General features: G+C 41.0%; 15 protein-coding genes and 1 tRNA gene. 13 read left to right on the plus strand and 3 right to left on the minus strand.

All coding sequences use genetic code 11. The features are described 5' to 3' along the window. Positions 1–178 precede the first annotated feature (178 nt). The 11 genes from topA (at position 179) to G3O08_RS21825 (ending at position 14,319) form a co-directional block, all read left to right on the plus strand. A complete protein-coding gene (topA, locus tag G3O08_RS05755; RefSeq protein WP_163283788.1) occupies positions 179–2,578 on the plus strand; it encodes a type I DNA topoisomerase in 2,400 nt (799 codons plus the stop codon). An 11-nt stretch (positions 2,579–2,589) separates the two neighbouring features. Further along, on the plus strand, positions 2,590–3,759 hold the full coding sequence (locus G3O08_RS05760) for a formimidoylglutamase (protein WP_163283790.1): 1,170 nt from the start codon (positions 2,590–2,592) through the stop codon (positions 3,757–3,759). A 160-nt stretch (positions 3,760–3,919) separates the two neighbouring features. After that, positions 3,920–4,882 carry a PorP/SprF family type IX secretion system membrane protein gene (locus tag G3O08_RS05765; RefSeq protein WP_163283792.1) on the plus strand — a complete coding sequence of 321 codons (963 nt, stop codon included), beginning with the start codon at positions 3,920–3,922 and terminating at the stop codon, positions 4,880–4,882. Positions 4,883–4,966: 84 nt separating this feature from the next. Next, a complete protein-coding gene (gene porK / locus G3O08_RS05770) occupies positions 4,967–6,316 on the plus strand; it encodes a T9SS ring complex lipoprotein PorK/GldK (RefSeq protein ID WP_163283794.1) in 1,350 nt (449 codons plus the stop codon). Between the two features lie 58 nt (positions 6,317–6,374). Further along, positions 6,375–7,163, plus strand: a complete 789-nt coding sequence (gene porL, locus G3O08_RS05775; RefSeq protein WP_163283796.1) for a type IX secretion system motor protein PorL/GldL — start codon at positions 6,375–6,377, stop codon at positions 7,161–7,163. 40 nt (positions 7,164–7,203) lie between these two features. Next, positions 7,204–8,886 (plus strand): type IX secretion system motor protein PorM/GldM, encoded by a 1,683-nt coding sequence (gene porM, locus G3O08_RS05780; RefSeq protein ID WP_163283798.1) that lies wholly within the window; start codon positions 7,204–7,206, stop codon positions 8,884–8,886. A gap of 10 nt (positions 8,887–8,896) precedes the next feature. Then, a complete protein-coding gene (gene porN / locus G3O08_RS05785) occupies positions 8,897–9,754 on the plus strand; it encodes a type IX secretion system ring subunit PorN/GldN (RefSeq protein ID WP_163283800.1) in 858 nt (285 codons plus the stop codon). Positions 9,755–9,825: 71 nt separating this feature from the next. Then, on the plus strand, positions 9,826–11,727 hold the full coding sequence (locus G3O08_RS05790; RefSeq protein WP_163283802.1) for an ABC-F family ATP-binding cassette domain-containing protein: 1,902 nt from the start codon (positions 9,826–9,828) through the stop codon (positions 11,725–11,727). Beyond that, positions 11,717–13,018 carry a polysaccharide deacetylase family protein gene (locus G3O08_RS05795; RefSeq protein ID WP_163283804.1) on the plus strand — a complete coding sequence of 434 codons (1,302 nt, stop codon included), beginning with the start codon at positions 11,717–11,719 and terminating at the stop codon, positions 13,016–13,018. The genes G3O08_RS05790 and G3O08_RS05795 overlap by 11 nt, the downstream gene beginning before the upstream one ends. Further along, positions 13,019–14,158 carry a glycosyltransferase gene (locus G3O08_RS05800; protein WP_163283805.1) on the plus strand — a complete coding sequence of 380 codons (1,140 nt, stop codon included), beginning with the start codon at positions 13,019–13,021 and terminating at the stop codon, positions 14,156–14,158. Between the two features lie 5 nt (positions 14,159–14,163). Then, positions 14,164–14,319, plus strand: a complete 156-nt coding sequence (locus G3O08_RS21825) for a malate:quinone oxidoreductase (RefSeq protein ID WP_163283926.1) — start codon at positions 14,164–14,166, stop codon at positions 14,317–14,319. Between the two features lie 367 nt (positions 14,320–14,686). On the opposite strand, the gene G3O08_RS05810 is transcribed toward G3O08_RS21825, so the two are convergent. Beyond that, positions 14,687–14,759 (minus strand) — tRNA-Met (locus tag G3O08_RS05810). Positions 14,760–15,057: 298 nt separating this feature from the next. On the opposite strand from G3O08_RS05810, the gene era reads away from it, so the two are divergent. Together era and der are read left to right on the plus strand one after the other, a co-directional pair. After that, positions 15,058–15,942: a GTPase Era gene (gene era, locus G3O08_RS05815; protein WP_163283807.1), complete on the plus strand. Its 885-nt coding sequence runs from the start codon at positions 15,058–15,060 to the stop codon at positions 15,940–15,942. Continuing rightward, a complete protein-coding gene (gene der, locus G3O08_RS05820; protein ID WP_163283809.1) occupies positions 15,942–17,246 on the plus strand; it encodes a ribosome biogenesis GTPase Der in 1,305 nt (434 codons plus the stop codon). The genes era and der overlap by 1 nt, the downstream gene beginning before the upstream one ends. 174 nt (positions 17,247–17,420) lie before the next feature. Here der and metK read toward each other — a convergent pair whose 3' ends face one another. Continuing rightward, a complete protein-coding gene (metK, locus tag G3O08_RS05825; protein ID WP_163283811.1) occupies positions 17,421–18,719 on the minus strand; it encodes a methionine adenosyltransferase in 1,299 nt (432 codons plus the stop codon). A 136-nt stretch (positions 18,720–18,855) separates the two neighbouring features. Next, positions 18,856–19,758, minus strand: coding sequence for a gliding motility-associated ABC transporter ATP-binding subunit GldA (gene gldA / locus G3O08_RS05830; RefSeq protein WP_163283813.1), 903 nt, complete (start codon positions 19,756–19,758; stop codon positions 18,856–18,858). Positions 19,759–19,862 lie beyond the last annotated feature (104 nt).

The raw sequence follows: 19,862 nt of genomic DNA on the forward strand, positions 1-19,862 counted from the left end.
TTTAAAGGGGCAAAGGTACTTAATTTTGGCTTGTTCTGCCAAAATGACACGTTGATTTTCTAAGGCTGAAAATGAGAATTATAGCTACTCTTATTTTCAAAATTACCGTGATTAAAATTAAAGTGCTTTACTTTGTGCGCAAGAATCCCTTGAAACTATACCTTAAAAAGCTCCTTATATGTCAAAGAATTTAGTAATTGTTGAGTCACCAGCTAAGGCAAAAACGATAGAAGGATTTCTCGGTAAGGATTTTACCGTAAGATCGAGTTTCGGCCATGTGCGAGACCTTAAGAAAAAAGGTCTTTCGGTAGATGTGGACAATAATTTTGAGCCGGAATATGAGGTGTCGCCAGATAAGGTGAAGGTAATTGCTGAGTTAAAAGCGCTAGTAAAGAAAAGTGACGTAATATGGCTCGCAACTGACGAGGATCGAGAGGGGGAAGCTATTTCGTGGCATCTTGAAGAGTCATTAAACTTAAAAGATAAAGACACCAAGCGCATAGTTTTTCATGAGATTACAAAAAATGCGATTGCAAAAGCCATCGAAAATCCTCGAAAGATTGATTATCGCCTCGTAGATGCCCAGCAGGCGCGCAGAATACTCGACAGATTGGTGGGATTTGGAATTTCGCCCATTCTCTGGAAAAAAATAAAACCTTCGCTTAGCGCAGGGCGTGTACAATCTGTAACCGTACGCCTAATTGTGGAACGCGAACGCGATATTCAAAATTTTAAAGAGGAAGTATCGTATAGAGTAACCGGAGTGTTTGACATTAAAGGCAAATCGTTTAAAGCAGAGCTTTCAAAACGTTTTAAAGCGCTGGAAGAAGCGCGCGAATATATGCAGGCATGTGTTGATGCATCGTTTAGCGTTGGTGATCTGGAAGTAAAGCCGGCAAAGAAATCGCCAGCGGCACCATTTACCACATCTACTTTGCAGCAAGAGGCCGGACGAAAACTTGGTTTTTCGGTAGCTCGCACCATGACTGTAGCTCAAAAACTCTACGAAGAAGGAAACATAACCTATATGCGTACCGACAGTTTAAACCTTTCGGACACTGCTATAAATGCTGCCAAAGCCGAAATATCATCTAGCTATGGGGCAGAGTACTCCAACCCGCGAAAGTTTACTGCAAAAACCAAAGGAGCGCAGGAAGCTCACGAGGCTATTCGACCAGTTGATATGTCTCGTAAAGCTGTAAAAGGCGACAGCAGTGCCCAGCGGCTTTACGATCTTATCTGGAAAAGAACGCTGGCATCGCAAATGGCCGATGCCCAGCTTGAAAAAACCAAGGTGACCATTGATGCAAAAGGAAGTAACATTCTCAATACAGCCAGTTTTGTAGGTCGAGGTGAAGTAATAAAATTTGACGGTTTTCTAAAAGTATATATGGAAGGAACCGATGATGATCAAGAAGAGAAAGAGGCAGAAGGATTGCTGCCGGCAATGAATAAGGGAGATAGCCTCGGCAGACAGATTATTACTGCCACACAGCGCTTTAGCAACCATCCGCCGCGATACTCTGAAGCCAGCTTGGTAAAGAAACTTGAGGAACTCGGCATTGGCCGACCTTCTACGTATGCACCAACAATTAGTACCGTACAAAAGCGCGGATATGTTGTAAAAGAAGATCGTGAAGGTCATCAGCGCCAGTACAATCTTATAACACTTGACAATAAAGGTCTCAATGAATCTGTTGCCACAGAAACAACGGGCACAGAAAAGTCAAAACTCTTCCCCACAGATATTGGCATTGTTGTCAATGATTTTCTGGTTGAGAATTTTGATAAAATAATGGACTATGATTTTACGGCTTCGGTAGAAAAGCAATTTGATGATATTGCTGAAGGCCAATTGAAATGGACCACAATGCTCAAAGATTTCTATACAGGTTTTAATACCAGCCTGGAAGACGTTCTGGAAAATAGTGATCGCGCTACTGGTGAGCGCGAATTGGGCGAAGATCCAAAAACCGGAAAGCCGATTATTGCACGAATAGGTCGATACGGCCCGATGGTTCAAATTGGTAGCCCCGACGATGAAGAAAAACCGCAATTTGCAAGTCTTCGTGCAGAGCAAAGCATCACGAATATTACACTTGAAGAGGCACTGGACTTGTTTAAGCTTCCGCGAAAAGTGGGTATGTATGAAGATGCAGATATCACAGCAGCAGTGGGTCGATTTGGCCCTTACCTTCGTCACAAAAGTGCGTTTTACAGTATTAAGGAAGCAGATGGCGATGATCCTTTAAGTATAAAATTGGACAGATCTATAGAAGTAATTGAGGCTAAACGAAAGGCTGATAGAGAAAAGCTTATAAAAACTTTTGACGAAGATGCCGATATGCAGTTGCTCAACGGCCGCTGGGGGCCATACTTAAAAGTGGGTAAAAACAATTTCAAACTTCCAAAAGATACGGAACCTACCGAGCTGAGCTATGACGACTGCTTAAAGATAATGAAGGAAGCTCCCGAAAAAAAAGGTAGAGGAGCTAAAGCTGCCGCGCCAAAAGCTGCTGTAAAAAAGCCTGCAGCGAAAAAGAAAACGACAGCTAAAAAGAAACCCAAAAAGAAATAAGCTGACGCAGTATGAATTGGACTGACGATTTTGCTTACTTATTACAACCAGTGGGTATGCAGCCAGGCGCTGAAGGGAGCTCTCCACAATTATTAGCCAATTATATAGATGCTCATAGGGAAAATCATTTTCCCGATTTAGATGGAATAGATCTGGTAATACTGGGCGTCAACGAGTCACGCCGATCAGATAGCGTTACTATTCAAAGGGGAGCCGACGCCATTCGCGAAAAGCTTTATGCCCTTTATCAACACGGCCCTGATATTAAAATTGCAGATGTTGGAAATATTGATGCTGGCGAAACTCCACATGATACAGACCATGCCGTTAAGACAGTGGTCAAAAACCTAGTAGACAGGAATATTGCCGTAATTATACTAGGCGGATCTCAGGAGCTTACCTTTTCAAATTACGCAGCTTACGAAGTGTTGGAATCTACAGTAAATCTTGCGGTAATAGATTCTTCAATAGATCTCGGAGAGTTTCGTGAAGAGCTTTCTCCTTCAAATTATTTGAGTAAAATCGTACTTCACGATCCCAGCTATCTTTTTAATTTAAGTGTTTTGGGATATCAAACTTACCTTTCAGAGCCTGAAAGCATAAATTTAATTGAGAAGCTTTTCTTTGATGCGCATCGGCTTGGCACCCTTGCGGGCGATTTAAAAACTACCGAGCCACTTTTAAGAAATGCCGATATTGTAAGTTTTGATATAAATTCCATTCAAAACTCGTCAGCCCCGGGCACAGGCCAGCCCAATGGCTTTTCGGGAGAGCAGGCATGTCAAATGGCTCGATACGCCGGTATAAGTGATAAAACAACTTCCATAGGTTTCTATAATTACGATGTGGCGAAAGATACGCTCGGCCAAACAGCCATGCTTATAGCTCAGATGGTTTGGTGTGCCATTGATGGGTTTTGTTACCGGCAGAGAGAATTTCCACTGTTTAGCAAAAAAAATTTTTTAGAGTATAAAGTGCATCTTCCAGACGGCAAAGATGAGATGATTTTTTACAAAAGTAAGCGTACAGATAAGTGGTGGATGAACGTTCCTTATGCCGGTGGAGATCAGGGGAGATTGAGCAGACATCACTTAGTGCCATGTAGTTACAGCGATTACGAACAGGCCGGGCGAGGTGATGTTCCCGATATGTGGTGGCGTACTTATCAGAAGTTGGGTTAACGAATTTTAAGGCTTAGGAATCCTTTCCAAACTTGAAATTATAAACCCAACTTCGTTAAAAATTTTTGTGAGTATAAGAATTTAGCTATTTTAGCTGCGAGCTTAGCGTCAAATGACCCCAAAAATGGGGTTGTTTTTGTTAGTGAAATCAATTAACTGCATGAAAAAAATCTACTTACTTTTAATCGTAGCGAGCCTTGGCTCCGCGAGTCTATTTGGGCAGCAAGACCCCCAGTTTACCCAGTTTATGTATGATCGTCTTTCCATTAATCCCGGATCTGCCGGTAGTCAGGATGCGCTCTGTGCAACCCTGCTCGGACGGCAACAATGGTCTGGATTTACCGGTCAGCCAAATACAGCACTGTTGAATCTATCCGGTCCTATAGAGTCTATTAAGAGTGGTGTGGGTTTAAGTGTGTATCTCGACGAAATAGGTCCGCAGACCACAACTTCTGCAAGATTGAGCTATGCATACCACATAAAAGTAGGTGGAGCAACTAAGCTTGGCCTCGGTGTTTCGCTGGGTTTAATTAGCAGTTCATTAAACTATGATTGGATAGCCTACGATTTTAATAGCAATGGCAATGCCGGTATAGGAACCGGTATTGGCGACGATGGCATTCCAATAGGCGATCAGGCAGCAACTACTTTTGATGCATCATTTGGTGCATATCTATACAATCCTAAATATTATGTAGGTGCTTCTGTTGTTCATTTAAATGAAGGCGACCTTTCTGAAATGAATATACAAGTAGCTCGGCACCTGTATTTTATGGCAGGTTATAACTTTGAGCTAACTCCAAAACTGGTACTTACTCCACACGTTTTGGCGAAAACAGATTTGGCTTCTACACAATTAGATGTAAACGCCACCGTTATGTATGCCAATACTTTTTGGTTTGGGGTAAGTTATCGGCTTGAAGATGCCATAGCACCCATGGCTGGGTATCAATACGAATTTCCAAGTGGAAAAAGCACCTTGAGAATCGGATATTCGTATGATTATACAACTTCGGAATTGAATAATTATAGTACTGGTAGTCATGAGCTTATGCTCAGCTACTGCCTGAAGCTTGCCAAGCCTTTACCAAAACGTGTTTACAAAAACCCACGGTTTTTATAAAAGAACTTGAAACCATCTTGAATAAAGAACCGTAAACCACGGTTGCTGTAATTATTTTTAATGAGGATTAATAACCTGCACGATATGAAAAATTTGATTTTTTTCCTGGCCATAGGGGCTACTCTATTGAGTTGCGCCGGCGGCAATCGAGGTGAACTGGTTGGGGTACAGCCGCGAGAAGACTGGATTCAGTACAATCCTTACGGAATGAACTATATCCACTTCGGAAGTTATGTAATGGGTCCTGACGATCAGGATGTACCTTACGCCAACATCAACAATAAAAAACGTGTTACTGTATCTGCGTTCTATATGGACGATACCGAGATCAGTAATAACGAGTACCGACAGTTTGTACACTGGGTGCGCGATTCCATTGCGCACAGATACCTCGGCGAGGCCGGTATTGGTGAGCACGTTGTTGAAGAAGATGAGTACGGTGAAATTATTGATCCCCCTACCATTAACTGGGATGAAAGAATAGAATGGGAGGGAGAAGATGAGCGCGAAGAGCTCGCAGACCTGTTTCTTCCGGAGTACGAGCGTTTTTACCGTCGTAAAGAAATCGATACCCGTAAACTTAAATTTGAGTATTACTGGATAGATCTTCAGGCTGCCGCCGTGAAGGCAAACCGCGATCTTGACCTCTCATATACCAATATAAAGGGTCAGAACAACGCTATAAAGGGTCACTCTGATAGAAGTCAATTTATTATTCGTGAAATTATAAATGTTTATCCTGATACATTGGCATGGGTGCACGATTTTACCTACGCCTTTAACGAACCTATGACAGAAATGTATTTCTGGCATCCGGCATACGATGATTATCCGGTAGTAGGAGTTACCTGGAATCAAGCGAAAGCATTTAACGTGTGGAGAACACAATTAATCTCTACATGGAAACTGAATAACGGTGAAACCTTCGTTCAGCGCTTTAGATTGCCTACAGAAGCTGAATGGGAGTTTGCATCTCGCGGGGGTCTTGATCAGTCGCCTTACCCATGGGGTGGTCCTTATATCAGAAATATTTTGGGTTGTCCATTGGCCAACTTTAAGCCGCAGCGCGGTGATTATGTTGACGATGATGGATGCCAAACAGTTGATGTGCGCTCGTATGAGCCAAATGGTTATGGTCTTTTCTGTATGTCAGGAAATGTGGCCGAGTGGACAAATACTGCATTCGACGAGTCTGTATATGAGTTTTCACACGATTTAAATTCAGAGTACCAATACGATGCCTTGGCAGATGACCCACCGGCATTGAAAAGAAAAGTAATTCGCGGCGGATCTTGGAAAGATGTAATGTACTACCTGCAAAACGGTACACGATCATTTGAATACCAGGATACAGCTAAGAGTTATATCGGTTTCCGATCAGTAATGAGTTACCTCGGTAGAGGTAAAGCCGGAAATCCTGAAGATTGGAATTAATTCAGAGTACATAAATTAGCAAAGCAAAAACCATTTATTAAGTTAAAACAAGGAAAGTATGAAACCAGGTAGTAAAGGATGGAAAAAGTTTATGGCCAAGCTCTATGGGTGGGGAGCCTCCGTAGTAATTATTGGTGCATTATTTAAAATACAACACTGGCCGTTTGCAGGTCTTCTGTTAATTATCGGTTTGAGTACCGAGGCAGTTATATTCTTCTTCTCGGCATTTGAACCGTTGCATGAAGATATTGACTGGTCATTGGTTTATCCCGAATTGAGAAGCGGTGAGCCAGCGCGTGAAGCGGGTCTGAACAGAGCCGACGAAGGTTCGCTTACAGAGCAACTTGATCATATGCTTGAAGAAGCCAAAATTGAGCCTGAGCTGTTAGCAAGTCTTGGTGAAGGTATGAGAAATCTTAGTTCGCAAGCATCTAAACTTACTGATATTACAGATGCTTCTGTAGCGACCGGTGAATATACACAATCACTTCGTGGAGCATCTGAAAAAGTTACCCAATTAAGTTCTTCTTATGCTGAGGCATCAGAGGCGCTTACAGGTCTTACAGAAAGTCAGGCAGAAGGAGCTTCTACAGGTCAGCACTTGAGAAAAATGTCTGCAAATCTTGAGCAGCTTAACGGCATGTACGAAATGCAGCTAAAAGAATTGCAAACTTCATCTGAGCTTTACTCCGGTATTAGTGAATTGATGAAAAATCTTGCAGAATCTGTTGATGATACGCGCCGATACAAAGAGAATATCGCTGAATTGGCTACAAATCTTTCATCGTTGAATACGGTTTATGGTAACATGCTTTCTGCAATGAGCATGCCTGCCAGACAAGCGTAATTTTCCAAATTAGTCACATTTTATTTAAAAGAAACCATTCATGGCTGGAGGAAAAGAAACACCAAGACAGAAGATGATCGGTATGATGTACCTCGTACTCACCGCACTTCTGGCGCTTAACGTATCAAAAGAAATTTTGGACGCTTTCATTACTATCAATGATGGTCTTGAAACAACCAAAGTAACTTTTGACGGCAAACTTAACAATCAATATGCTGCCTTTGCAGCTTCATACAACGAGAACCCAACAAAATATGGGCCGGCGTATGAAAAAGCAAAAGTATTGCGCGACGAAGCAAACGCGCTTATAAAGCATATTGACCTGATTAAGGCTAAAACAATTGCTGAAACCGAAGGTTTGACTTTGGAACAGGTAATTGGTAAAGGGCCTTTAGGGCAAGACACTATCTTGAATCTTTCGTATGTAAATGGCAAGGACAATTACAACGCGAATACTAACATTATGATTGGCGCCGAGCCGGACAAGCCTTTGGATACCGACAATGCCGATGGAAACAACTATCGCGCTGCGGTATTAAAGCAGAAGCTCACCGACTATGGCCAATCTTTGAAAGGTATGGTGTCGGATAACCCATCACTTGTTGCAACTATAGATAGTCTTTTTACTTATCCTGAAAAGGTTAAAGATGCATCTGGTACAGTAACAAATTGGGAAGCGCTAAACTTTTACAGCGTTCCACTGGCGGCTACAACAACTATTTTGTCTAAATTACAATCAGATGTGCGTAATGCAGAGTCAGATGTACTGGGTCACCTTTTTGCCGATGTAGAAGCGGCATCTTTCAAATTTACAGAGCTTAGAGCGGTAGTTATTCCTGAAAAGACGTATGTTTTGGAAGGCGACTCGTTTCGAGCAAATGTATTTTTGGCGGCTTACGACAATACCAATCTTCCGGAAATTAACATTGCACCTGAAGGAGTTGAGATTGCAGAAGATGCAACCGAAATTCCAGGCGGAAAAGGAGATCTTGTACCTATGGGTGCAAATGGATATGGACGCGTTGCCATTCCTGCAAGGGGTCTTGGCGAAAAGAACTGGGAAGGTATCATCAAGTTTAAAAAACCGGATGGTTCTGGTTTCGTTTATAAAAAATACGATATCAATTACGAGGTTGCACGACCTTCTCTTGTTGTATCGCCTATTAAAATGAACGTTCTTTACCGTGGTATCGATAATCCAATTGCTATTTCGGTTCCTGGAGTATCTGCCGATGCTCTGAACCCTTCTATAAGCACAGGAACGTTGACTAAGCAATCTGACGGAACTTACATCGCGAGAGTTAAGTCTGGAAGTGAGGCTGTGGTAAGCGTTTCCGCTAATATGAACGGAGTGAATAAACCCATGGGTTCGTTTAAATTTCGATTGAAATCAGTTCCAGATCCGGTGGCGAAATTTGCCGGAAAAGGTCCATCTGACAATACGGTTAAGAAAGCTGAACTTACAGCGGCACTTGGTGTTATTGCCGATCTTGAAGACTTTGTTTTTGACCTTAAATTTCCTGTACGATCTTTTGATATTACAGTTATCATGGGTGGAGATGTAAAAACACTTGAATCAACGAGTAATCGACTTACGAGTCAACAGCAGGAATTGTTGAATCAAGTGCGTAGAAATCAGGTTGTAATTATTGAGAATATTAAGGCTACTGCGCCTGACGGATCTATTCGTAAGCTTGGTAGTATAAACCTTAGAATAATATAATTTCATAAATATGAAGAGGATCATTTGTATTTCGTTTTTTGGGATAATGGCCGCAATGGTCATTGCTCCTTCTGCTCAAAGCCAAACTGTACTTGATGGTGCCTGGATTAAGGAGCACAACAAAACAAAGAAAGTTGTGCAATATCCCTTTATTCGTGAGGCCGATGTAATGTGGTCAAAGCGTATTTGGCAAGATATTGATCTTCGCGAGAAGATGAACTTGCCACTATACTACCCTATGCAAGAGTCAAATGGCATGAAAAGTCTCTTTGATGTAATTAGAGATGCGCTTCTTATTGAAGGTTCTATTACGGCTTACAGCACTGGAGTAACTGGTCAGGAAGACGATTTTAGAACACCACTTCTAGTAAGTGATGTCAAATATATTCTTGAAAAACCTGACACTACTTCTACTGAAGATCCTGATACGGGTGAAATGATTGAAGTAATTCAGGTAGTAAAGATTACAGGCGATCAAATTACGCGTTACCGCATTAAAGAAGATTGGTTTTTTGATAAACAGCGCTCTGAACGCTATATCCGTATTATTGGTATTGCTCCTCAAAAAGAGCGTATTGGTAATGATGGTGAGCTCACAGGTGCCTACGAAACATTGTTTTGGCTTTACTTTCCAGAGTGCAGATATGTATTTGCAAATTGGGATTCGTTCAATAGATTTAATGATGCCGAGCGCAGATCTTTTGATGATTTATTTCAAAAGAGAATGTTTAGCTCTACAATCGTAAAAGAATCGAATGTGTATGACAGAAAGCTTGATGACGTGTATACAGGCCTTGACAGGTTGCTAAAATCTGAAGAGATTAAAGAGAAACTTTTCATTGCCGAACACGATCTTTGGAGTTACTAACATTTCATATTTTTAATCTAAAAAAGCACCCTATCTTTGGGTGCTTTTTTATTTATGCTTAATTACAATCAATGCTAAAGTTAAATCAGTTAAGGCTGGAGTTTGCCGACAGAGTGCTCTTCAATGATATAGATATATTTTTTGGAGAAGAACACAAAGTAGGCCTTGTAGGGAAGAATGGTGCGGGTAAGTCAACCCTGCTTAAAATTATAATGGGTCTGCAGAAACCTACAGGTGGGATGGTAATTAAACCTAAAGACTTCACTATAGGGTACCTGCCACAGGATCTTGATTTTGAATCTGACCTTTCTGTAAAAGACGAGGTAATGACAGCTTTTGAGATAACTCAAAGTCTTGACAGGCGAATTGAAGAAATTTCGCATCAGCTTACGGTGCGCACAGATTATGAATCAGATTCGTATATGGATTTGGCAGAAGAGCTTAATCACGTATCTGTGCAGCTTGGCCTTTACGACGTTGATCATCAAGAAGAACAGGTTGAAAGAGTGCTTCTGGGTTTAGGTTTTACGCGCGAAGATTTTACCCGACCAATGAATACCTTTAGTGGTGGTTGGAAGATGCGGATGGCTTTGGCCAAAATCCTTCTTCAACGTCCTAACTTGGTGCTCCTCGATGAGCCAACGAACCACCTGGATATCGATTCAGTAGAGTGGCTTGAAACTTATTTGAAGAATTATTCAGGAGGGGTTATTTTGATATCTCACGACCGGTATTTTCTCGATAGAGTAACCAACCGAACGGTTGAAATTATCAATGGTAAAACATTTGATTATCCTGCTGCCTACTCAAAGTTTGTTGAGCTACGCACTGATGTAATTCAAAAGCAAATTGATGCCAAGAAGAATCAGGACAAGGAAATAAAGCAGACCGAATTGCTTATCAATAAATTTCGCGCGAAAGCCAGCAAGGCATCTTTTGCCCAAAGCTTAATGAAGAAGCTTGATAAAATGGAGCTTGTTGAAATTGATGAAGAGGATGAATCGTCTATGCATTTTCGTTTCCCGCCTGCGCCACGATCTGGGCTTGTTGTTGTAAAGGCCGAAGGTCTTAGCAAGTCATATGGTGAGAAAAAGGTATTAAACAACCTTGATTTTGAAATTGTAAGAGGTGATCATGTTGCTCTTGTCGGTAAAAATGGTGTTGGAAAAACAACGCTTACTAAAATCATTGCGGGTCTTATTCCTTATGATGGTAAGTGCGAGCTTGGCACCCAGGTAGATTTGGGCTACTACAGCCAAAACCAGAGTGAGGAGCTTCCGGTAAAAGCTACTGTCCTTGATGTAATTGATGATGAGGCTACGGGCGAAATGCGAACTCGGATCAGAAGCCTTTTGGGAGCTTTTATGTTTCAGGGCGACGATGTATATAAGCAGGTGAGCGTTCTTTCCGGTGGGGAAAAGGCTCGGCTTGCACTTTGTAAAATGCTTTTGCATAAATATAACGTGTTGCTGCTTGATGAGCCGACAAACCACCTCGATATGCGTTCTAAAGATGTACTGAAGGCGGCTTTGAAAAAATTTGACGGTACCATGCTCGTTGTATCTCACGACCGTGAATTTCTGCATGGCCTTACCAGTAAGGTTATGGAAATTAAAGATGGCGTAATGAGTGTTTTTCCGGGTGATATAACTGAATTTCTTGCACAGAAAAAAGCCGCTTCCATTCGCGAGTTTGAGCGTGTAAGGGTAGAGAAAGTTGTAAAAGCCAAGCCAAAACCTGCTGTTTCTGAAAAGGAAAAATGGGTGCTGTCTAAAAAAGTAGGTACGCTTGAAAAGGAAATTGAAACACTGGAAGGGAAAATATCCGGCCAAAAGGAAGAGTCTGAAAAGCTTGATTTTAGTGATCATGCAAAAATTAAGTTGCACATGGAAAAGTTGAACGAGATGGAGGCGAAGCTTTTGGAAAAAATGAGCTCTTGGGAAAAACTATCTGATAAGCTAAATGCCGTCTAATGTTCAAATATATTCGCCGAAAAGCAGCGCTGCGTTAAGCTTTGTACTCGATTTTGTATTTGATGAATTTTATGGCTGCGGATACGAAATTATTTCTGAAGTCAACGACTTGGATCTCGATGGTGTAGTAATCAATTACTCAAAAGCCCAGATTGAAAATGCGATACAGATAATCCCTAATGACTACCTCTTTGCTTCAGATTTAAAAAGATTTCCTGAAGTTGAGATCGCACAATGGAAAGAGCTTCCCGTGTTTTTTGAAACCCAAGGTTCCGTTCCTTTCGATCTTTTTGGAGCTATATTTTTTCTGCTATCACGGATAGAGGAATATACGAACCGGAAAAGAGATGCTCACAACCGGTTCAGTGCCGGGATTTCAATTTTCTCAACTGATTTTATTCAACGACCCGTTATTGATGAATGGCTGGTTGAATTAAAAAATGAATTCCCGAATGGTGCAGGTCTTACATTCGCCGAAAGGCAGTTTAAATGGATTAATACCTACGATATTGATGTTGCTTATGCATATCGTTTTCGCACGTTTAAACATGTAATTTCAGCAGCGGGAAGAAATATTCTAAGAAGCGATTTCAATTCTTTTTTTACGCGTTTTAAAGTTCTTCTCGGAAATAAAAAAGATCCTTATGATACATTCGCCTTTCAAAGGGAAGTTTCTGAAAAATACGCTGATGAAACGATTTACTTTTTTCTGCTGGGTGATAGAAGTAAATACGACAGAAATCTTCCGTACCACAATAATGGAATGAAATCTTTAATTCAATCGAGTGAAAATTTTGCTCGTATTGGTATTCATCCTTCGTATGTATCTGGCGAAAAGCCGGGACAGCTTTCAGTAGAGATAAATCGGTTGAGTAATATTGCTTCAAAGGAGATAATGGCCAGCAGGCAGCACTTTTTGAGAATTAGTATGCCGTCAACGTTCCGAAACTTAATTGACAGCGGTATTTCTCAGGACTATTCAATGGGGTATGCAGATATGCCGGGATTTCGATCTGGCACGTGTACGCCCCATTATTTTTTCGATTTGGAGAGAAAATCTAAAACTACTTTAAAAATTTTTCCGCTGGTAGTAATGGAAGGTAGTTTGCGCGATTATTTAAAATTGGATCAATCGCAGGCTCAAACCATGATTAATATGCTAATGGATAGGGTGAAAGCGGTGAATGGAACTTTTATATCACTCTGGCACAACGATAGTCTAGCTGGTGAAGAGGGAAATTACTGGAAGGATTTATATCTTGAAATGGCGAAATCTTTAAAGCGTAAGTAGATGAACATTCTCTTTGTTGCCGCGTGGTATCCCTCTAAGCTAAATCCTAAAAATGGAAATTTCATTGAGCAGCATGCACTTGCGGTTAAGTCGATAGGATGCAATGTAATTGTCGCTCATCTTATTTACAGCAATCGCATTCTGGTACCGGAGATTAAAGTTGTTTTTCAAAATGAAATCATGGTTTACCAGGTTCAAATTCCACGGCTTCTCAAAAATTCTGAAAGAGTACAGGCTTTTATGTTTAAGAGATTGATTTCGAAATTGGATAATGTTGGGTTTGCTCCGGACATTATTCATGGACATGTGGTCTATCCCGCAGGCCAACTGGCACTGTTTCTGAAAAATCATTTTGAAGTTCCGCTGGTTTACACAGAACATTGGTCGGGATATAAAGCAGTCAATTCAGATCTTTTTACTGATGACGTTGCGGCGATGGCTACAGAAGTTTTGAGCAATACTGATTTGATACTTCCGGTGTCTGAAGATCTCGGAAAAAATATGATTGATAAAGGTTTTACGGGAAACTATTCTGTTGTAAACAATACGGTAAATACTTCTGTATTCTATCCCGAAAAACGTTATCAATCAGAAGTGTTTAGATTTCTTCATATTTCCAATTTTGAACCTAGAGCCAAAAATACAGAAGGTATTGTTAGTGCTTTTATCAAGGGAGAGTTTGAGGGCGCGACGCTCACCATAGCGGGAGATGGCGATATTGAAAAAATGCGCAAATATGCAGAATCTCTCGATGCAGATATTTCTCAAATAGAATTTATTGGAGCGCTTGAATATGAGGAAGTTGCGGATTTAATGCGCAATTCTGACTGTTTCGTATTGTTCAGTAATTTTGAAAACTTACCCTGTGTAATTGCAGAGGCGCATTGCTGTGGATTGCCGGTACTTGCGACGGATGTAGGCGGTATTCCTGAAATGATGGATGAAACCAATGGTTTTCTGATTGAACCGAATGATGAGCCAGGGTTAATTGCGGGAATGCAGAATATGGTTGAGAAAAAAATGCACTTTAACAGAATAGGCATATCAAATGTGGCCTCAAAGAGGTATTCTTTTGAAGCAATCGGTCGCGAATTCCTCAAACTCTATACGGCGCTTCTCCAGGGGCATCTACTTCTGTAAAAATTATGCTTGATGTTTTGCAAAAAGCGTTTCCGCAAATAGTGAAATCAAAAGAAGCGGCATCACGATTGATAGAGATGATACCTATCTGGAATGAGAAATTAGAGGAGAAAACTTTTAAACGTGCATTGGAGCATTCAAAGGTATCTTTGAAATTGTAGAGATCAATTTCCATAAGTAACCATGTCTGGAATAAGGAAAGTCCAAATTCAAAAGCATCGCGTCCTAATCGCAAATTATCCGACAGCGTATGAAAAAGGTCGTGTAATCCCAATAAATATTCTTGAACTTGGAGTAAGCCAAATGTCTCTATCTCATATGGATCGCTATTGCGATCCTCTTTTTCTAGTAGCGGGGACAGGACTACTCCTTTCAGTCGTGAGATCGTTTCACTAAGTTCGAACCTATGACCTCCCGTACGGGCGAGCGATCAACTGCTGCACCCCGCAATGTCAATTAAGAAATAATAATCGCAAAACTAAAATCTTAAACTAAAAAAGGATCGCAATTGCGATCCTCTTTTTCTAGTAGCGGGGACAGGACTCGAACCTATGACCTTCGGGTTATGAGCCCGACGAGCTACCAACTGCTCCACCCCGCAATGCTTTCTCGGATTGTACAAACAAGGCATGCCTTGTCTCTATCCCCCGCAATGCTTTCTCGGATTGTACAGACAAGGCATGCCTTGTCTCTATCCCCCGCAATGCTTTCTCGGATTGTACAAACAAGGCATGCCTTGTCTCTATCCCCCCGCAATACTTTCTCGGATTGTACAAACAAGGCATGCCTTGTCTCTATCCCCCGCAATTTATTTTGATGACTTTTAATAAGTCAGACGTTTCTGATTTAGGAGTGCAAATATATATTTTGTTTCTTTGATCTCAAAATTTATTTTCAATATGTCACATAAAGCAGGATTTGTTAACCTTATAGGCCGTCCAAACGCAGGAAAATCAACATTGATGAATCAATTAGTGGGCGAGCAGATGTCTATTATTACTCCAAAAGCTCAAACTACAAGGCATCGGATTGTCGGAATTGTGAATGAGGACGACTATCAAATAGTTTATAGCGATACTCCAGGCATGCTCGAGCCAAAATATGCGCTTCAGGCAAATATGATGACTTTTGTAAAAGAAGCATTAAAAGACGCAGATATTCTGATCTTGATAATTGATATAGCTGATAAGAATATGGAGTTCTTTGGTTTTGATAAAGCACTTACCGAAATGGAGACTCCAATGTTGATAGCTCTCAATAAAGTAGATATCTCTGATCAGACAGTTGTTGAAGCGGCGGTTGAACGACTTAAGCAAACTTTTCCAAACGCAGAGATAATGCCGGTTTCTGCATTACACGCCTTTGGAATTGACCATTTAAAAAACCGGGTACACGCTCTTTTACCCGAATCGCCACCTTATTATGAAAAAGATGCACTTACTGACAAACCAATGCGTTTCTTTGTGAGCGAAATTATTCGGGAACGAATACTAGAAAATTATCAAAAAGAAATTCCGTATTCTGTTCAGGTTGAGATAGAAGCGTACGTAGAAGAAGAAAATATTGTACGCATTTCGGCGGTGATTTATGTGGCCAGAAAGTCACAAAAGGGAATTATTATTGGCCATCAGGGTCAAAAATTGAAAACAGTAGGCACCGAAGCCCGCTTAAAAATGGAAGAGTTTATAGGCAAAAAAGTGTTTCTTGAAATGCATGTAAAGGTAGATGAAGACTGGCGCAACAAGGATAGAAGTTTAAAGGCTTACGGATATAAAAAATCATAATGGGAAATATAGTTGCAATAGTTGGACGACCAAATGTTGGTAAATCCACACTTTTTAATCGATTGACAGAACGGCGCGATGCCATTGTAGATTCTACAAGCGGTGTTACAAGAGACCGTCATTACGGAAAGGCTGAATGGATTGGTATTGAGTTTTCAGTGATAGACACTGGAGGCTATACTGTAAATTCGGATGATATTTTTGAAGACGAAATCAAAAAACAAGTAGAATTGGCAATTGATGAGGCCACCACAATTGTTTTTCTTCTCGATGTTACTACAGGGATTACAGATCACGATGAAGCCATAGCCGGATTTTTGCGAAAATCGGATAAACCAATTATTGTTGTGGCAAACAAAGTAGATACCAACGATCGCATATTGCCGGCCAGCGAGTTTTATAGTTTTGGGTTGGGCGATGTGTATTGCATCTCATCATCAAATGGTGGTGGAACGGGTGACATGCTTGATGCGCTTGTAGCAACTTTCCCTACAAAAGACCCACTACCTGAAATCGATATTCCGAAAATTGCTGTTGTGGGCAAGCCAAATGTTGGGAAGTCGTCGCTAATTAATGCATTGCTGGGCGAAACACGAAATATTGTGAATGAAGAAGCAGGTACAACGCGCGATTCTTTGTTAACCAGATACCAGGCATTTGATTTTGACTTTTTCCTAGTAGATACCGCCGGAATTAGAAAGCGCAGCAAGGTGCATGAAGATATAGAGTATTACTCTGTTTTAAGGTCTATAAGAGCCATAGAAGAAAGTGATGTATGCCTGATGATGATCGATGCGCGGGAAGGTATGCAAAAGCAGGATTTGAATATTTTTTACACGGTAGAGAAGAACTCAAAAGGGTTGGTGATTTTGGTTAATAAATGGGATTTAATAGAGAAGGAAACCCAGACAACTAAAGAGTTTGAAGACGAGATTCGGGAGCGTATCGCACCGTTTACGAATGTGCCAATAGTATTTATTTCAGCCTTGACTAAGCAGCGGATTCACAAAGCGGTAGAAAAGGCTATTGAAGTTTACGAATCTATCAAAACGCGAATACCTACTTCGAAGCTCAATGAAGTTTTTCAACCGATTCTCGAGCGCAATCCACCACCGAGCACCAAGGGCAAATTTGTGAAAATTAAATATGTAATGCAGTTGCCGACTCACAAACCGGCCTTTGCATTTTATTGCAATTTGCCTCAATATATTAAAGATCCCTATAAGCGCTTTTTGGAAAATAAATTGCGTGAGAATTTTAATCTGGAAGGGGTACCGGTAAAGATTTTCTTTCGGAAGAAATAATCGAGATATTCTAAATACTCCAAACGCTCATTTGCATTTCTCAGAGTAGGGCAGTTGCCAGAGCACCCAGAAAGGGATCTGATAAAAAGCGATTGCTTTCTTCAATGCATAAAAAAACCACTTAGCTTTTATAAACTAAGTGGTTAAAACTATGGTTTAGGACTTGTTGTCTTTTTAAATACCAAAAGCAGCCTTAACTTTATCTACATAATCGGTTTTCTCCCAGGTAAACAATTCTACCTCAATATCTTTCTGCTCAATACCTTGGTGATTGTTTCTGTAGAAAGTTTTGGTGACTGTTTGTGGTTTGCGGCCCATGTGACCGTAAGCAGCAGTTTCGCGGTAAATTGGAGCGCGCAGTTTTAAATTGCGCTCAATGATTCCCGGACGAAGATCGAAAATACCTTTCACCTTTTCTGCTATTTCGCTATCAGTCATATCTACTTTTGCTGTGCCGTAAGTGTCAACAAAAACACCCATAGGTTCTACCACTCCAATAGCGTAAGATACCTGAACAAGAATTTGATCTGAAACACCGGCAGCGACTAGATTTTTTGCAATATGGCGTGCAGCGTAAGCTCCCGAACGGTCAACCTTGCTCGGATCTTTTCCCGAAAAGGCACCACCACCGTGTGCTCCCTTACCACCGTAAGTATCAACAATAATTTTACGACCGGTTAAGCCTGCATCTCCATGAGGTCCACCTATTACAAACTTACCTGTAGGATTTACGTGGTAGGTAATTTCGTCATTAAAAAGCTTTTGAATATGCCCGGGTAATTGCGCAATAACACGTGGCATCAAGATGTTTTTTACGTCATCGGCAATCTTCTTGCACATATCAGCTTCTGCCTTGTCTTGTGCCGCTTGCGATTTGTCTTCTGACTTAATAAACTCATCGTGCTGGGTAGAAACTACTATTGTTTCAATGCGCTGCGGAGTGTGATCGTCAGAATACTGAATGGTAACCTGCGACTTGGCATCCGGACGTAAATACTTAACGTCATTGTTTTCGCGGCGAATCGCAGCGAGTTCTCGCAGAATTTTATGCGATAGATCCAAAGCCAGTGGCATGTGATTTTCGGTTTCGTTGCTGGCGAATCCAAACATCATACCCTGATCTCCAGCGCCCTGATCTTCAGGGTTTCCACGATCTACACCACGATTTATGTCAGGGCTTTGCTCGTGAAGCGCGCTAAGGACACCACAAGAGTTTCCTTCAAACATGTATTCACCTTTGGTGTAACCAATTTCGTTGATCACATCGCGGGCTATTTGCTGCACATCTACGTAAGTGTTTGATTTTATCTCTCCCGCAAGCATCACCTGTCCGGTGGTTACCATCGTTTCGCACGCCACTTTTGAATAAGGGTCGAAAGCGAGAAAATTATCGAGAATAGCGTCAGAAATCTGATCGGCAATTTTATCAGGATGTCCTTCTGATACGGATTCTGAGGTAAATGAATAAGGCATTTTAAGTTTTTTTTAAATCAATTAATAAGAAGCCTTAAAAAAGTATAGAATACCTTTTTAGCATTGTTTTGAGTGGTTGCAATAGGCCAAATAAAGCGGCACAAAAATAGAAAAATTTAAATGTGAAATTCCTTATTTAACGAGTAAGTGTTTTAAACACGTCTTCGAGGCTGCGCTCTTCTTTTCGAAGCTCTTCCACATCAGCATTTTCCAGCGTCGCAAGAGCATTTAACTTAGACAGTACAGCCTTTCCTTTTTCGGCAGTAATGCGGTATTTCCCTTTTTCTATGGTTTGCGTTTTTTCTACTCCGTCTATGGCATTGATCTTTTCAATATTTATAGATTTATTCAAGTGCAATATCAAAATTTCGGTATTTGAATCTTCTTTAATACTGCTCACGGGGCTGTCGGCAACGATTTTTCCCTTTTTGATAATAATTACCCTGCTGCAGATAGCTTCTACTTCTTGCATTATATGGGTGCTAAGCAATACCGTTTTTTCTTTTCCAATTTCGCGAATCAACTTGCGCACGTCGTCAAGCTGGTTGGGGTCAAGCCCCGATGTTGGCTCATCGAGAATAAGTACTTCCGGATCGTGTATAAGCGCTTGCGCCAATCCCACTCGCTGGCGGTAACCCTTTGATAAGGCGTTGATTTTCTTGTGACTTTCGGGCGTAAGACCAACCATTTTAATAATCTCTTCTACCCGTTTTTTTTTATTCTTTACGCCGTACAATCCTGCAACAAAGTTTAAATATTCGCGAATGTACATTTCGGGATATAACGGATTCGTTTCGGGAAGGTACCCTACTTTTTTGCGCACATTGAGCGAATCGTCGATAATATCGTGGCCCGCAACTTTTACATCGCCTTTGCTCGGGGGCAAATAGCAGGTTATAATTTTCATCATTGTTGACTTTCCGGCACCATTTGGTCCCAAAAAACCTACAATCTCTCCGCGTTTTACAGAGAAGCTCACACCGCCGAGCGCGGCTTGCTCTCCATAAAATTTCGTAACATTTTTAGCTTCTATTGACATAAGAATATTCTGATTGCGAATTTATGCATTAAAATTGGCAAGCACGAGTGGTTAGCATGATTTAGGAAACAGAGATTATTCAACTCAGGTTGCTACCTTAGCGC

The sequence above is a fragment of the Cryomorpha ignava genome, assembly GCF_010686655.1.
Taxonomy (GTDB): Bacteria; Bacteroidota; Bacteroidia; order Flavobacteriales_D; family Cryomorphaceae; genus Cryomorpha; species Cryomorpha ignava.

Coding starts and splice junctions, on each gene's coding strand:
- topA (WP_163283788.1), top strand. CDS start 179: ATGTCAAAGAATTTAGTAATTGTTGAGTCACCAGCTAAGGCAAAAACG.
- G3O08_RS05760 (WP_163283790.1), top strand. CDS start 2,590: ATGAATTGGACTGACGATTTTGCTTACTTATTACAACCAGTGGGTATG.
- G3O08_RS05765 (WP_163283792.1), top strand. CDS start 3,920: ATGAAAAAAATCTACTTACTTTTAATCGTAGCGAGCCTTGGCTCCGCG.
- porK (WP_163283794.1), top strand. CDS start 4,967: ATGAAAAATTTGATTTTTTTCCTGGCCATAGGGGCTACTCTATTGAGT.
- porL (WP_163283796.1), top strand. CDS start 6,375: ATGAAACCAGGTAGTAAAGGATGGAAAAAGTTTATGGCCAAGCTCTAT.
- porM (WP_163283798.1), top strand. CDS start 7,204: ATGGCTGGAGGAAAAGAAACACCAAGACAGAAGATGATCGGTATGATG.
- porN (WP_163283800.1), top strand. CDS start 8,897: ATGAAGAGGATCATTTGTATTTCGTTTTTTGGGATAATGGCCGCAATG.
- G3O08_RS05790 (WP_163283802.1), top strand. CDS start 9,826: ATGCTAAAGTTAAATCAGTTAAGGCTGGAGTTTGCCGACAGAGTGCTC.
- G3O08_RS05795 (WP_163283804.1), top strand. CDS start 11,717: ATGCCGTCTAATGTTCAAATATATTCGCCGAAAAGCAGCGCTGCGTTA.
- G3O08_RS05800 (WP_163283805.1), top strand. CDS start 13,019: ATGAACATTCTCTTTGTTGCCGCGTGGTATCCCTCTAAGCTAAATCCT.
- G3O08_RS21825 (WP_163283926.1), top strand. CDS start 14,164: ATGCTTGATGTTTTGCAAAAAGCGTTTCCGCAAATAGTGAAATCAAAA.
- era (WP_163283807.1), top strand. CDS start 15,058: ATGTCACATAAAGCAGGATTTGTTAACCTTATAGGCCGTCCAAACGCA.
- der (WP_163283809.1), top strand. CDS start 15,942: ATGGGAAATATAGTTGCAATAGTTGGACGACCAAATGTTGGTAAATCC.
- metK (WP_163283811.1), bottom strand. CDS start 18,719: ATGCCTTATTCATTTACCTCAGAATCCGTATCAGAAGGACATCCTGAT.
- gldA (WP_163283813.1), bottom strand. CDS start 19,758: ATGTCAATAGAAGCTAAAAATGTTACGAAATTTTATGGAGAGCAAGCC.